Raw genomic sequence first — 12,691 nt, 5'->3', positions numbered from 1 at the left:
GGCTCAATGTGACAAATTGTTACTTTTTTAGACCGCTTTAGTTACTAACAACTATTCACTACACTAACGCCATGTTTCCCATTCATCGCCCTCGCCGCCTTCGTACCTCAACCCAGCTGCGCCGGATGGTGCGTGAAACGGTTCTTGCCACGAGTGACCTAATCTACCCTCTGTTTGCTGTACCGGGAGAGGGCATTGCTAAGGAAGTGAAATCGATGCCAGGGGTCTACCAACTGTCGGTAGACAAAATTGTGGAAGAGGCAAAAGAAGTCTATGACCTCGGCATTCCCGCGATCATTCTTTTTGGCATTCCCGCAGATAAGGATGTAGATGCTACAGGTGCGTGGCACGATTGCGGAATTGTCCAAAAAGCTGCCACCGCAGTGAAAGAAGCGGTGCCGGATTTAGTGGTCATTGCCGATACTTGCTTGTGCGAATATACCAGTCACGGTCACTGTGGTTATTTGGAAGTGGGCGACTTGACGGGACGGGTATTGAATGACCCAACGCTGGAATTGCTCAAGAAAACAGCAGTCTCTCAAGCTAAGGCTGGCGCTGATATTATCGCTCCATCTGGGATGATGGACGGTTTTGTGCAGGCGATTCGGGAAGGATTGGATGCAGCGGGATTCCACGATACACCGATTCTTTCTTACGCTGCCAAATATGCTTCGGCTTATTATGGCCCTTTCCGCGATGCGGCTGATTCAACACCGCAGTTTGGCGATCGCAGAACTTACCAGATGGACCCCGGTAATGCCCGCGAAGCCCTCAAAGAAATCGAACTCGATATTGCAGAAGGGGCGGATATGCTGATGGTGAAACCGGCACTTGCCTATATGGACATCATTTGGCGGGTGAAAGAAGCCAGCAACTTGCCGGTAGCCGCTTACAATGTCTCCGGCGAATATGCGATGGTGAAAGCCGCCGCCCTCAATGGCTGGATTGACGAACAGCGAGTCGTGATGGAAACTTTAACCAGCTTCAAGCGAGCTGGAGCCGATTTGATTCTTACCTACCACGCCAAAGATGCCGCCCGTTGGTTGTAGGAAGTCAGGGTGAAGGATGAAAAAAACAACAGATTCGCCTAGAACTAGGCATTTTCATCCTTCGCATTTCATCCAGCATTCTTAGTTAGCTACTTATGTTCAAAAGGAATCCATCTGGCGGTACAGATTTAGGGTTGGATATGAGTAAGCTAAACGGTAGATTTCGCTAAAAAAGCGGCAAATTACAGAAATTCGGTGCAATTGAACACCAATCCCCAGTGTGTTGATGAGTAGAATGAGCCAGTACGAGACTCTAAATTATTGATGACGATGGATTGCAGTCATATTCAATTTTGTGACCGTAAATCACAAATCGACTTTCAACAACTGCAAGAGCTGTTTCACTTAGCTGCCTTCTGGGCACAGAACCGGCAAATTGAAGATTTAAAAATTGCGATCGCCAATAGCGAACCCGTGATTAGCGTCTGGGACGAAAACAAGCTGATTGGATTTGCCAGAGCGACTTCCGATGGCGTTTACCGTGCCACTATCTGGGATGTGGTCGTACATCCGGCATACCAAGGCGCAGGACTCGGACGCAAGTTGGTGGAAACAGTCTTGAGCCATCCTCGTGTCAGTCGGGTAGAGCGGGTCTACCTGATGACGACTTATCAACAGGGCTTTTACACGCGCATCGGTTTTGAATGTAGCAACCCCAGTACGACGATGGTGCTGTATAACAACCAGCCCCTAACCGAGCCTCTGCCTACCCAGGTTATGTCGTCTCAATAGGCACTAGGGGAAGAGAAAACTGAAGCCGGGTAAGATTCTCTCCGCCTGAAGGATCAGCGGCGTCTGCTGGTTGCGCTGCCACTACTTCCAGGCGTCCCTGCATCACTTCGATGAGGGTTTGAGCAATCAGTAAGTTCATCCCCTCGGATAGCTGTGGCATTTGTCGGGGTGCTCCTTTGCTGGGTGCCCCTACCAGCTCCTGTGTCTTTTGCTCTTTGAGCAAATCGACTGGCTCGGTCCAGACGCTAACGGGGCACTCGGCATCAATCCAGATGTGGATGTGCCCAGGCGCTGGTGAGGGGGGCACCCAAACCCGAATGTTGCCTTCGTCCATGCGAGCGATCGCGGTATCGACCAGATTTAGCAGCACCTGCTGCAATCGTCGCGGATCTGCCAGAACGTAAATCTCTCGATCGGGTGGCGATACCTCAAGGCGGATACTCCGATTCGCTGCTTGCAGGTGAGTCAAGCTGTAGACTTCCTCTAGAACCTTGGCAAGCTCGACGGGTTGAATCTCTATCCGACTGGTGCCGTGTTGAGTTTTGGCAACGGCGATAATTTCGTCTATGAGCTGCATCAGCTTCAGCGCGGAGGCGTGAGCCTGAGCAATAAATTCTCGTTCTTCTTCTGGGTTGTCACACAAATCGGACAAAATCAACTGATGCAAGCCAATCAAACTGTTGAGGGGCGATCGCAATTCATGGGAAGTCCGCGCCAAAAACCCAGCTTTAAACTGGCTCATTTCTGTTGCCATGTGGTACGCCATCTGGGTTTGCTTGAGTTCCTCCAGGATGGCTGTCACGTCCGGATTCGCGTCTTGGGACATAAATATAATTACCAGTTTTGCTGATTAGCTGAGTCGATTAAACTACCAATTTAACCGCTCCTTGCCGCAAGATTTCCCAGCCGCTGCCCGTCCATTTGGCGACGGTGGAAGGAACACCAGCCGTCAGCGTTGTTTCTGATTCCGAAGGGAATAGCGTCAGGACATCGGGAAACTGCGCTGCGATTTCTGCCATCCTTTCTAAAGGTGGCTCCCCCGAACGGTTGGCGCTAGTAGTTGCTAAGGGGCCAGTTTGCGACAGAATTGAGAGCGCGACGCCAGAATTCGGCACGCGCAACCCAATCGTAGCCGGATCAGATGGATTCATCGATTTGGGAATGCACGCTGAGGCTGGTAATACTAAAGTCAAAGCACCAGGCCAATATTGGTCAGCAACTTGTTGCCAAATCTGCCATTCAGCCGGACTTCCCTTGACAAAAGACCACAAATCTAAAGCGTTTGCGCCCATTAAAATCAGCGGTTTATCTTGCCGCCGCTGCTTTGCTGCAAAAATTAACTCTGACCGATCCGGCTGCACTGCCAGTGCTGGTACAGTATCGGTGGGAAAGCTAACCAAACTCCCAGAACGAGCGCCTTCTATCAAGGCTGCCATTGAAACTTGTGTCATTTTTTTAGAGTTTTGAGTTTTGAATAAATCCCCTCAAATTCATCACTCATCGGGTTTCCGATAGGCTAAGGCAAAGCGTTCAATCCCAGCTAAATCGGTGTGAATTTGAATTTTGCAGAAACTGCCTCGATCTTGCAACAGTTGAACAACTGTATCGGCTTGTCCCGCCATCATCTCAATCAACCAAATACCGCCCGGTCGCAGATAGTCTGGCGCTGTTTCTACCAAATGGCGGATGCAATCTAAGCCATCTGTGCCACCGTCGAGGGCGAGGTGGGGTTCGTGTTTCGCCACTTCCGGTTGCAGGGAAGGCAGCAAATGGCTGGGAATATAAGGTGGGTTTGATACCATGCCGCTGAGCTGACGTTTTAGGGCGGACAACGGCTGCCACCAAGAACCTTGGTAAAACTGAATGCGAGCCGCTAAACCCAGTTGCTGGGCATTCTGTTGAGCGATCGCTAGAGCAGCCGGACTATAATCAACCGCGTGGAGAGTGGCAGATGGAAAGGCATCTGCGAGTCCGAGAGCGATCGCGCCACTGCCAGTTCCTAAATCTGCCCAATGTCCTTGCTGTAAAGGCGGCGAGGCTCCGCCCTGAGCCGCAGCGGCAACCGCCAAATCAATCAAATATTCTGTTTCCGGTCGCGGAATCAATACTGCTGGTGAAACAAACAGAGAAAAATGACGCCAGGGAGCAATACCAGCCAGGTACTGAACTGGCAACCGCTCATCCAGACGCCGTTGCCACATCTGGGTTAACTCCGGCAACGGCATCGGTAATTTTATCTGGGTTTTGTCTTTGAAAGACTCCAACCGCAGCGCCAACCGATCTAGAGCGGCGACTTCTCGCAGCAACCAGTCTACTTCTGTTGGGTCAACGCCCGCGGATTTGGCAGCATCCCGCGCCCAGTTGCGCCACTTCCAAAGTTCTATACCTGAAACCATACCCAAGGAAAACGCCAGAATCAAGGAAAAAAGATAAAAGATAAAGTATGAAGTTTATCCTTCATACTTTATCTTTTATCTTTGATTCTTTTGTCTATTTACCGCTTTAGCGACGTTGTTGCTGAGAATTCGCGGGGGCAGGACCACGCGATCGCACAAAGTCTACTGACGCTTTGGGTGGAACCAGTACAATGTTGTTCAGCTGCTGATTATTGCTGGTGCGTAAAGTTTCAATTACACCCTCCAGATTCACCACCTGAATTTCCACTGTAGATGCCAGAGCTGGCTGTTGCTGTTTGAATCGATCCAGCATACTCTGTAATTCTTCTTTGCTAAAGAAGAAAGGAATGATGGGTTTATTGTCTCGTTGTAGGGTCAAATACCCCTTATCCTTTCCGCCTCTTGCCACAAACAAAGGAACCCCATCAAAATTTTGCACGGGTTTGCCGCTTTGACTCAGGATGGCTTTTGCTGAATCTACCTGCTGCTGGGTGGGTACGAAAGCAAAATCCAGACCATCTGGCTTGGCTGCATTCGCTTGATCCAGTTTGTAAACGTCTCCCAGCGATACGGGTACCACCTTCACCGTACTTGCTAGTTGAGCATTTTGTTTCTTCAACCGTTCGATAAATGTTTGGGCATCTTGCTGGCTGATAAAAACACCTGCCACTGCGGTCTTCTTTTGCCCCTCATTCACTGAAGCAACTAATGGAGAACCTTGAGGATCGGTGATCGTAAACACGGGCACAGCTTGCAACTTTTCTAGAACCTGTTGTTCTGGCAATGCCAGTGCCCGCAGCGTTTCCAAACCGGGCAGCGCTCCCAGTACAACACTTCCCACTAAACCCAGTGTTGCGCTCAATCGAACTAATGATCTCATTACAATTCCCTCAAAATTTTTCGTTGAATACCCCGCCTTACCAATAATAGAGTCGAGACAAGGCGATAATGTTTCTTCGCTCTAGCAGTACCCGAATGAATGGGTCTAAGTTTATTTCCAACTAAACTTTATCGATTCTACTGTTTTGTTGCGACTGTCATTTTTGAACTGTTTAACTCCCCATGTCCTAATTCCTGGCACCAAAGGTCAATTTGATGCCTGAACTCGCTATTTATTCATTCTCAATGCTGCATACTCGGAAATGGAATTCCCAAATTACTGAGGGAATGAATCGCGAATTGTAACCCTCTATGACTATGTAAGATTAGGATGAGTTCCAGGCAATCGTCAGCCAACTTATCTCCCAATTTACTAGGGAAAAATCTGTATGAATCACCTCCCGAAGTCCTCAAGGGAATTTCAGCAGGGTGTCAGACATCACACCCGAAAATTATTGAGATTCCCTCTAACCTTGGCAGGTTTGGGGCTAACTCTTTTTACTACTAAAAATCGGGATGACAGGATTTGAACCTGCGGCATCCTGCTCCCAAAGCAGGCGCGCTACCAAGCTGCGCTACATCCCGGTGAAATTCAGCGATTGGCTATCAGCCGATCGGGTCTTGGGTGTTTAATTCCCCTGACACGCCTGCCAGTGACCTCTGGTTATTATAGCTTATTTAGCCGATATTTGGAGTAAAGAATTTACAAACTAATCTGGATACCAAAACATCCCTTTAATTCCTTCCGGGTCGGCAATAAAATTCAGTCCCCGGTAAAAATCCACCACCTGGGGGTCAGCGAACAGAGTAATGTTGCTAATGTCTTCACTGCGTAGCTTCTTGATCGCGTACTTCATCAACGCCTTCCCCAGTCCTTTGCCTTGGAAATCCGGGTGAACTACCACATCCCAAATGGTGGCATTGAAGGCATGATCGGAAGTTGCGCGGGAAAAGCCTACCAGCCGTCGCTGGGTTCCTCGCACTTCCCACATCGAAACTACCAAAAAACTATGTTCGATTGCTTTCTTGACCTTGCGTAGCGGACGCCGGGACCACCCGACCGCATCGCAGAGTTCTTCGAGTTCATAAAGGTCAATGTCGCGTTCGGTGCTGAAAAATATCCGAGAGCCGCTGCCCGTGCGATCGCCTGTACCTTCTACAACATCCCCCTCCCCCAGCGTCGGCTTCGACGCAGTGCTACCATCAGAACCGCTAAACAAGCTTTTCCAAAAACCCATGCAGGTGTGGTTAAGGTATTTACATTCTCCAGTTCCCAGCAGTCTGGGGAATTCCCAACCGTGCTTCGCACCGCGTGCTAACACGCGATCTGAGACTTCCTGATCGAAGAGACCAATTCCAACACTTTCAGGTTTCCCTGCAAGTACCAAATATCTAATCTCTACAGGATTTACTTCCAGTGTTCGGTTGCGAGAAACGAAGCAATCTGAGGAACGAATCAATCTCGTGCAATCAATTGACGCGGGGGAGTCACGTACACTCTTGGAGAGTGATACAGTCTCAGTATCTCCATCCCTCTTATTTCAACGAATCTAGCCCAAACATCACGAAAAAAATGATAACACAATTGCGCTACCTTTTAAACCATTACACGCACTCCCCGATCTGGAGCGGGTGCGGCATTGTGTGGTTTAGGGCGCATTCGGCAATACTGGCAATACATTAGTTAGACTGAATTCTACGGGTTGATACTCCGCAGCTCCACAGCAATCCCGATTTACTTGGATTGTCGGTCGGGAGAAGCTACCGTCTCGCCAAGCCATCGTGCAGCTAGGCACAAGTTTTTGGCTGATGACTGGAGACAAGAGCAACAGAAGAACTGAGAAACAGAGGCAGCTTTTGACTGGTTACTTCCTGGATGCCACATCGCGTTGGCACAGGTGAGCAAAAACAAAGAAAATCATGTACGGGCAGCTAGTCATGATACGACGAATGTTGAGTTATTTCACTAAGGGGCAAGGGAGAACTTGCACCAGTTATCTTTATTTGCACCAATCTACTCAACTCCACCGGGAGTTGGTATCGAGTGGATAATTTTTTTAGGAAAATTTGTGAGAGATTAACCATAAGAGAAGGTTCTTTGGCGAAGGGCACTTGGCTCTATCTCCCAAAATGCTTTTAACCTGGCAAGCGAGTCTTAGCCCTATATATGGCCACGGGTTTGAAATCATCCACACTAGAACTTCTGAAGCGCTTTAATCGGGCGTTTCCTCAGTTCTACGAGCAGTTTGTCAGCAGTGAGATTCAGCTACAAAACTTGAGGCTTGCCTATCGGCTCTATAAAACCACCAGAGCGGTTATTGAGCTGAAACCCGAAGGCAATAAAAGTGCCCTACATTTTGCTTACCGCAACCAATCTTTTCTGCTAAGTGATATTTTTGGGGTTCTGGCTGCATACGGGCTGACCATTCACAGTCTCAGTCTATATGGTCAAATCGCTCCTCCGATGCTAGTTTTCATCAAACTGGTGGTGTCTCGTGGCAGCAAAGCACTGACAGACAAAACCTCGGAAAATGTCTGTCGCGCCATTCGGGAAGCTTTGGCTGGGCGCTTTGAAGTAGAAGAGATGCTGGCAGTGGAATTTAATCTGGATGCCGGTTTGGAGCAGGTAGAAACGGAATTTTATGTAGACCCTGTTTTCCATCTTCCGGCGCTGTTAATTGAGGCGGATAACCAACCGGGTCTGTTTTATAAGGTGATGTACGCTATCTGGCAAGAGGATTTGCTGGTGGTCAATGCCAATTTGCTAGTCTGGCGAGGACGCACCCGCTTGATTCTTTACTTATTGGGACCGAACGAAAGTGTGATTCCGGAATATTTAGGTCAAAAAATTGCTGAAAGCGTGCGTCAGCGATTGCTAGGGCGCAGATTTTAATGTTTAGAATGTTTAGCCATTAGTCTTTTGTCCAATAGTCCTAACTTTACGCTTCTCGAAGCGATCGCGCCGACAAGCAGACGTTTCGTAAGGCAGGGGTAAGCCATGACCAATAACAATGACTTCTTGACCAATCTGGTAGAACTTCGGGATAGGATCAAAATATGGCAACTATCGAAATCCTGGGAGTTCGGCACACCTACGATTTGACGCCTCCCATTGCATCATCTACCCCTGTTTTGGTCTTTATCCACGGCTGGCTCCTCAGCCGTCGGTACTGGCAACCCCTGATTGAGCAGATAGCACCAGATTATCAGTGTTTGTCTTACGACTTGCGGGGGTTTGGTGATTCTCAGCCTCTAGATAATTATGGGTTCACCCGTCAAGAAATGCCGGTGCAGAGTCGGCAAGTCGTCCGCGAGAGTCAGCCAGAGGAGAACTTTCTTCGCTCTTCAGAGCCTCTTACGTTGAGCCTCTCGAATTACACTCCAGCTGCTTATGCCAAAGAAGTCGGTATTTTGTTGCAGAAGCTGAATATTTCTAGTGCTTGGCTGATTGGTCATTCGTTGGGTGGCAGCATTGCCCTTTGGGCGGCAGACCAGCAACCTGATTCTGTTAAGGGGGTCGTCTGCATTAATGCTGGAGGTGGCATTTATCTGAAGGAGGCCTTCGAGCGATTTCGGGCTGCGGGTCAGCAGCTTCTGAAACGGCGTCCCCATTGGCTGTGCTATGTACCGGGGATTGATTTGCCTTTTACACGGGCGCAAGTGGCGCGCCCAATTGCTCGGTGCTGGGGACGACAGCGACTGATTGATTTTATTACGGCTCATCCGGAAGCGGCGCTGGGGACTTTACTGGATTCGACGACGGAAGCGGAGGTCAATCGCTTACCGCAGGTGGTGTCACGGCTAAAACAGCCGGTTTATTTTATTGCTGGTGCTAAAGATAGGGTAATGGAACCGAAGTATGTGCGGCACTTAGCAAGCTTTCACCCGTTATTTCAGGGTTGTGGTGAGAACGTGATGGAAATTCCGGACTGCGGACATCTATCGATGGTGGAGCAGCCAGAGGCAGTTGCTACCGAAATTCGCAACATTATAGCTAATTGTCCGGATTCTAGCAACTTCGCTTAAGGTAGATGTTTTGTTGGCACCATAAATCTTTAAATTTTATTAAGATTAAAGGGGTGCCTGCTAAAAAACGATATTGATTTTCGCTTCTTAGATTTTGACTGCGATCGCGATGAGCGATCCGACAAGAGTAGTGATTAGTCTGAGTGGCAAGGGAACAATCAACTGATGAATCTAAGGCTTTCCTGATACTTGTGCTGAAATTATGATCGATCCAAAACAGACTATTCAAATTTCTTCGGAGTTGACTGACGAACATCTGCTGGCTATCTGCGAGGCAGCCGATGTAATTGCTTGCGAGTGTCCTAGTTATTTGGTTCGGCTTTTAAATGATGTCAGAGAGTTTCGCCGTTACACAAATGAGTGTATTGAGCGCTTTCCCTCGGATGCAGAGACTCATCATTGGCTCAGCAGTCGGGCGAATCAGGTAGAAATGCTGCTGTCTTTAACAATTTATGAGCTTTTGCAGAAAGAAAATCTTTTAGATGAGAATAATCAGCTGAATTTGCAGCAGCTTTCAGACAGAAACCGGGCGATCGCGCTATCCAAAGTATTGCATCCTTACTCATCAAAATGATCGAGAGAATCGACTGATTTAAGGTCTGTTTAGAAATTGCGCGATCGCTTTGTCCGAAAAATATTGCATCCTCGCGCCTCAAAACTGGATGCAAACTTCTACTGTGAAGTTTGGTAAAGCTGCATAACATCAGTAATTGGCAGCCGGGACTGAACGCCCAAAGTCAATCGGGAAGTATGACCCCGATTCAAATGATCGGCGGCAGCACAGGCAATCATGGCGGCGTTGTCAGTGCAGAATTTTAGCGGGGGGAATAGCACCCGCAGGTTTCGCTGTGCAGTAGCGACTTGCAGGTGTTTTCTCAGCCCACTGTTGGCGGCGACACCGCCACCGATGGCAATGGTATCAAGACCGTAGTCGAGGGCGCAGGCGATCGCCCTCCGCGTCAGACTTCGCGCTACGCTTTCTTGGAAACTTGCCGCAATGTCATTCACCGGCAGCGACGGAGACGCTTCCTGCTGCAACTTTTGCACCAGTCTCAGCACAGCTGTTTTTAAGCCACTAAAACTAGAGTCATAGGGATGATAGCCGCCCCCTGGCACCCCGACATTCCCTTCCGGCAAAGGATAGGCTTGCGGATTCCCCACTTGGGCGAGTTGGTCAACCACCGGCCCACCCGGATAACCCAGATTTAACAACCGCGCCACCTTATCGAAGGCTTCACCAGCGGCATCATCGCGAGTTTCTCCTAGTGTCTCGTACACACCACAATCTTTTACATAAATTAAGCTGGTGTGTCCGCCCGAAACCAGCAGACATAAAAAAGGCGGCTGTAAAGAAGGTTCGGTCAAATAAGTAGCGTATATGTGGCCTTCCAGATGATGGACTCCGACAAACGGTTTCCGATGGACAATCGCAAGAGTTTTGGCAGCCGTCAGCCCCACCAACAATGCCCCCACCAAACCAGGGGCGCAGGTTGCCGCAATACCATCAATTGACGCCCACTCCATCTGCGCTTCTTGGAGTGCTTTGTCTAAACAATTGTTAATTATTTCGACGTGTTGACGGGAAGCAATTTCTGGCACAACCCCGCCATACTGCCGATGAACAGGGATTTGTGAGGCGACGATGCTACTGCAAATTTGACGATTCTTTACGATCGCTACCGCCGTTTCGTCACAACTTGTTTCAATCGCTAATACTGTTGACATTCACTGGTACTTTAATATATCGATACATGATTGCTTCCGTACAAACAATGACCTTGTTTTGTACATAAAAGTTTTCGTTTTGTAACAAAAGGAAACAATCCCATGAAACGATTGTTGGCTTTGATTTTTGCCCTTTGTATTTGGTTTAGCGTTGCCCCAACGGCATCGGCTGATAACGTATCAGGTCTGGTGCCATGCAGCCAGTCCAAGGCTTTTCAGCAACGTGCTGCAACCGCCCGCAATACCAACTTCGACCCCGATTCAGGGCGCAAGCGTTTTGAACGTTATTCTCAGGCAATGTGTGGCCCAGAGGGTTTACCCCACTTGGTTGTAGATGGTCGCCTGGATCGTGCCGGTGACTTTATCATTCCCAGCATTCTGTTCCTGTATATTGCGGGTTGGATTGGTTGGGTTGGTCGTGCCTATATTCAATCGGTGAAAAAAGAGGCAAACCCAGAGTATAAAGAAATCCAACTGGATGTTCCCCGGGCTGTTGGTTTTATGCTAAGTGGCTTCACTTGGCCTTTGGCAGCAGTCAAAGAATTGCTCACGGGTGAATTGACTGCAAAAGAAGATGAGATTCCTGTCTCAATTCGCTAGTTACGTTGAATTATTGACTGTTTTGGAGAATGATTCATGCAGTATTTCCTCAAGTATCTTTCCCTAGCTCCGGTTCTGGCTATTGTGTGGCTATCCCTTCAGGCTAGTCTCTTGGCTGTCTTTATCTACATTTTCCCCGACCTGCTTTTCCATCCAATGCCGTAAAGATCGCAGGATTTTCAAGACTGGTTAAAAAATGCTGTATCAAACGATAGAAGCATCTCCAGTTTTAACCCAACGATAATTAGTGGCACTAGCTCATCAAAAGGTGAAGAAATTATGCAAGTGCAAGCAATAAGCGACTCGAAAGATCGTCGTAACGACCCCAGAAATCGGGAAGTTGTCCATGAAGCTGGCGATCCGCAAATTGGCAATTTAGCAACGCCGATTAATTCTTCCGGTTTCACAGAGGCTTACATCAATAACTTGCCAGCCTATCGCAAAGGGCTGTCACCCGGACGCCGAGCATTAGAAATTGGTATGGCTCATGGTTATTGGTTGATTGGTCCCTTCGCCAAACTGGGTCCTCTGCGCGATACAGATGTCGCGAACCTGGCAGGTTTGCTGTCAACGGTTGGCTTGATTATCATTTTGACGATTGGGCTATCCCTCTACGCTTCTAGCAATCCCCCCAACCCCACTAAAACGATTACCACGCCCCGTCCTCCAGACGCCCTCAATAGTCAGGAAGGCTGGAACGAGTTTGCGAGTAATTTTCTGATTGGTGGAGTTGGTGGTGCGGGAATCGCCTACCTGCTGATTTCCAATTTGGAACTGCTTCAAGGTCTGTTCAAAATTGGGTAGTAGCAGTAGCGATCGCTAGCTTGGAAACACCTGTTATACAAGTCTTCTAGCGTTCGTTACGACTGGCTTACCACTGCGAGTCCACCCATCTGTTTAACCAGAAATGCGTGGCGTCGTGGCTGAGGCAAACCACTGACCAACCGTTTTCTTGCCACCAGGCAAGCGGTTATCTTAAACTCCTCACTTTGTTTTGAATCAAGAACCCTGCCCATGCCGTGAGGGCAGGGTTCTCTGTTTGTGCATGAGGGCGATCGCATTTATCCTGAGTAAGGTTGGAAAAAGAGGGACTTTAGAAGTTATGGCGCGTCTAGCACTGCTGAGTGTATCTGATAAAACTGGGCTAATCGACTTTGCCCGTCAGTTGGTTGAAAAATTTGAGTTTGATTTAATCAGCAGTGGTGGAACGGCTAAAGCCCTTAAAGATGCTGGGCTACCCGTGACGAAAGTTTCCGATTACACGGGTTCTCCGGAGATTTTGGG

Annotated in this window: 16 protein-coding genes, 1 tRNA gene and 1 pseudogene; 9 read left to right on the top strand and 9 right to left on the bottom strand. The window is 48.6% G+C overall.

The genetic code is table 11. From position 1 onward, the window contains the following. The first annotated feature begins 71 nt into the window (after positions 1 to 71). Positions 72 to 1,049: a porphobilinogen synthase gene (gene hemB, locus H6F50_RS03705; RefSeq protein ID WP_190426450.1), complete on the top strand. Its 978-nt coding sequence runs from the start codon at positions 72 to 74 to the stop codon at positions 1,047 to 1,049. 270 nt (positions 1,050 to 1,319) lie between these two features. Then, positions 1,320 to 1,781: a GNAT family N-acetyltransferase gene (locus tag H6F50_RS03700; protein ID WP_190426452.1), complete on the top strand. Its 462-nt coding sequence runs from the start codon at positions 1,320 to 1,322 to the stop codon at positions 1,779 to 1,781. Here H6F50_RS03700 and H6F50_RS03695 read toward each other — a convergent pair. The 7 genes from H6F50_RS03695 to H6F50_RS03665 form a co-directional block, all read right to left on the bottom strand. Beyond that, positions 1,765 to 2,607: a sensor histidine kinase gene (locus H6F50_RS03695; protein ID WP_190426448.1), complete on the bottom strand. Its 843-nt coding sequence runs from the start codon at positions 2,605 to 2,607 to the stop codon at positions 1,765 to 1,767. The two genes, H6F50_RS03700 and H6F50_RS03695, sit on opposite strands and share 17 nt — an antisense overlap. Positions 2,608 to 2,644: 37 nt before the next feature. Further along, a complete protein-coding gene (locus H6F50_RS03690; RefSeq protein WP_190426445.1) occupies positions 2,645 to 3,232 on the bottom strand; it encodes an L-threonylcarbamoyladenylate synthase in 588 nt (195 codons plus the stop codon). Positions 3,233 to 3,274: 42 nt separating this feature from the next. Beyond that, the gene (gene prmC / locus H6F50_RS03685; protein ID WP_190426440.1) at positions 3,275 to 4,177 is read right to left on the bottom strand and encodes a peptide chain release factor N(5)-glutamine methyltransferase; all 903 of its coding nucleotides are present in this window, start codon (positions 4,175 to 4,177) and stop codon (positions 3,275 to 3,277) included. Between the two features lie 106 nt (positions 4,178 to 4,283). After that, positions 4,284 to 5,057 carry a Tic22 family protein gene (locus H6F50_RS03680; RefSeq protein WP_190414006.1) on the bottom strand — a complete coding sequence of 258 codons (774 nt, stop codon included), beginning with the start codon at positions 5,055 to 5,057 and terminating at the stop codon, positions 4,284 to 4,286. Positions 5,058 to 5,567: 510 nt separating this feature from the next. Beyond that, positions 5,568 to 5,641 (bottom strand) — tRNA-Pro (locus tag H6F50_RS03675). Between the two features lie 125 nt (positions 5,642 to 5,766). Then, positions 5,767 to 6,294 carry a GNAT family N-acetyltransferase gene (locus tag H6F50_RS03670; RefSeq protein ID WP_190414148.1) on the bottom strand — a complete coding sequence of 176 codons (528 nt, stop codon included), beginning with the start codon at positions 6,292 to 6,294 and terminating at the stop codon, positions 5,767 to 5,769. A 411-nt stretch (positions 6,295 to 6,705) separates the two neighbouring features. Further along, positions 6,706 to 6,852, bottom strand: a complete 147-nt coding sequence (locus tag H6F50_RS03665; protein ID WP_190426437.1) for a hypothetical protein — start codon at positions 6,850 to 6,852, stop codon at positions 6,706 to 6,708. A gap of 371 nt (positions 6,853 to 7,223) precedes the next feature. Here H6F50_RS03665 and H6F50_RS03660 point away from each other — a divergent pair, with 371 nt between their 5' ends. Further along, a complete protein-coding gene (locus H6F50_RS03660; protein ID WP_190414000.1) occupies positions 7,224 to 7,949 on the top strand; it encodes a hypothetical protein in 726 nt (241 codons plus the stop codon). 12 nt (positions 7,950 to 7,961) lie between these two features. Here the strand turns inward: H6F50_RS03660 and H6F50_RS03655 are convergent, their stop codons facing one another. Then, positions 7,962 to 8,120 carry a hypothetical protein gene (locus H6F50_RS03655; RefSeq protein WP_190426434.1) on the bottom strand — a complete coding sequence of 53 codons (159 nt, stop codon included), beginning with the start codon at positions 8,118 to 8,120 and terminating at the stop codon, positions 7,962 to 7,964. On the opposite strand from H6F50_RS03655, the gene H6F50_RS03650 reads away from it, so the two are divergent. Both H6F50_RS03650 and H6F50_RS03645 read left to right on the top strand, forming a co-directional pair. After that, complete coding sequence (locus H6F50_RS03650) at positions 8,114 to 9,082, top strand: alpha/beta hydrolase (protein ID WP_190426431.1); 969 nt, start codon at positions 8,114 to 8,116, stop codon at positions 9,080 to 9,082. The genes H6F50_RS03655 and H6F50_RS03650 overlap by 7 nt on opposite strands. A gap of 202 nt (positions 9,083 to 9,284) precedes the next feature. After that, positions 9,285 to 9,656, top strand: a complete 372-nt coding sequence (locus H6F50_RS03645; RefSeq protein WP_190413995.1) for a hypothetical protein — start codon at positions 9,285 to 9,287, stop codon at positions 9,654 to 9,656. A 98-nt stretch (positions 9,657 to 9,754) separates the two neighbouring features. Here the strand turns inward: H6F50_RS03645 and tsaD are convergent, their stop codons facing one another. Further along, positions 9,755 to 10,807, bottom strand: coding sequence for a tRNA (adenosine(37)-N6)-threonylcarbamoyltransferase complex transferase subunit TsaD (gene tsaD, locus H6F50_RS03640; protein ID WP_190426428.1), 1,053 nt, complete (start codon positions 10,805 to 10,807; stop codon positions 9,755 to 9,757). A 102-nt stretch (positions 10,808 to 10,909) separates the two neighbouring features. Between tsaD and H6F50_RS03635 the strand changes: the two genes are divergently transcribed. From H6F50_RS03635 to purH, 4 genes and pseudogenes are all read left to right on the top strand, one after another. Then, complete coding sequence (locus H6F50_RS03635) at positions 10,910 to 11,407, top strand: Photosystem I reaction center subunit III (protein WP_190413990.1); 498 nt, start codon at positions 10,910 to 10,912, stop codon at positions 11,405 to 11,407. A 36-nt stretch (positions 11,408 to 11,443) separates the two neighbouring features. After that, the gene (locus tag H6F50_RS03630) at positions 11,444 to 11,572 is read left to right on the top strand and encodes a photosystem I reaction center subunit IX (protein ID WP_190413988.1); all 129 of its coding nucleotides are present in this window, start codon (positions 11,444 to 11,446) and stop codon (positions 11,570 to 11,572) included. Positions 11,573 to 11,686: 114 nt separating this feature from the next. Next, entirely contained in the window at positions 11,687 to 12,211 is a 525-nt protein-coding gene (locus H6F50_RS03625; RefSeq protein WP_190413986.1) for a photosystem I reaction center subunit XI, read from the top strand. Positions 12,212 to 12,509: 298 nt separating this feature from the next. Beyond that, positions 12,510 to 12,691 (top strand): annotated as a pseudogene (gene purH / locus H6F50_RS03620) (bifunctional phosphoribosylaminoimidazolecarboxamide formyltransferase/IMP cyclohydrolase); the annotation flags it as partial.

The sequence above is a fragment of the Coleofasciculus sp. FACHB-712 genome, from assembly GCF_014695635.1.
In the GTDB taxonomy this organism is placed as follows: Bacteria; Cyanobacteriota; Cyanobacteriia; order Cyanobacteriales; family FACHB-T130; genus FACHB-T130.
Note: the sequence above shows the minus strand (reverse complement) of the source record. Positions and strands in the feature narration are given on the sequence as shown.

Coding starts and splice junctions, on each gene's coding strand:
- H6F50_RS03680 (WP_190414006.1), bottom strand. CDS start 5,057: ATGAGATCATTAGTTCGATTGAGCGCAACACTGGGTTTAGTGGGAAGT.
- H6F50_RS03670 (WP_190414148.1), bottom strand. CDS start 6,294: ATGGGTTTTTGGAAAAGCTTGTTTAGCGGTTCTGATGGTAGCACTGCG.
- H6F50_RS03650 (WP_190426431.1), top strand. CDS start 8,114: ATGGCAACTATCGAAATCCTGGGAGTTCGGCACACCTACGATTTGACG.
- H6F50_RS03630 (WP_190413988.1), top strand. CDS start 11,444: ATGCAGTATTTCCTCAAGTATCTTTCCCTAGCTCCGGTTCTGGCTATT.
- tsaD (WP_190426428.1), bottom strand. CDS start 10,807: ATGTCAACAGTATTAGCGATTGAAACAAGTTGTGACGAAACGGCGGTA.
- H6F50_RS03690 (WP_190426445.1), bottom strand. CDS start 3,232: ATGACACAAGTTTCAATGGCAGCCTTGATAGAAGGCGCTCGTTCTGGG.
- H6F50_RS03695 (WP_190426448.1), bottom strand. CDS start 2,607: ATGTCCCAAGACGCGAATCCGGACGTGACAGCCATCCTGGAGGAACTC.
- H6F50_RS03625 (WP_190413986.1), top strand. CDS start 11,687: ATGCAAGTGCAAGCAATAAGCGACTCGAAAGATCGTCGTAACGACCCC.
- H6F50_RS03645 (WP_190413995.1), top strand. CDS start 9,285: ATGATCGATCCAAAACAGACTATTCAAATTTCTTCGGAGTTGACTGAC.
- hemB (WP_190426450.1), top strand. CDS start 72: ATGTTTCCCATTCATCGCCCTCGCCGCCTTCGTACCTCAACCCAGCTG.
- H6F50_RS03700 (WP_190426452.1), top strand. CDS start 1,320: ATGGATTGCAGTCATATTCAATTTTGTGACCGTAAATCACAAATCGAC.
- H6F50_RS03635 (WP_190413990.1), top strand. CDS start 10,910: ATGAAACGATTGTTGGCTTTGATTTTTGCCCTTTGTATTTGGTTTAGC.
- H6F50_RS03660 (WP_190414000.1), top strand. CDS start 7,224: ATGGCCACGGGTTTGAAATCATCCACACTAGAACTTCTGAAGCGCTTT.
- prmC (WP_190426440.1), bottom strand. CDS start 4,177: ATGGTTTCAGGTATAGAACTTTGGAAGTGGCGCAACTGGGCGCGGGAT.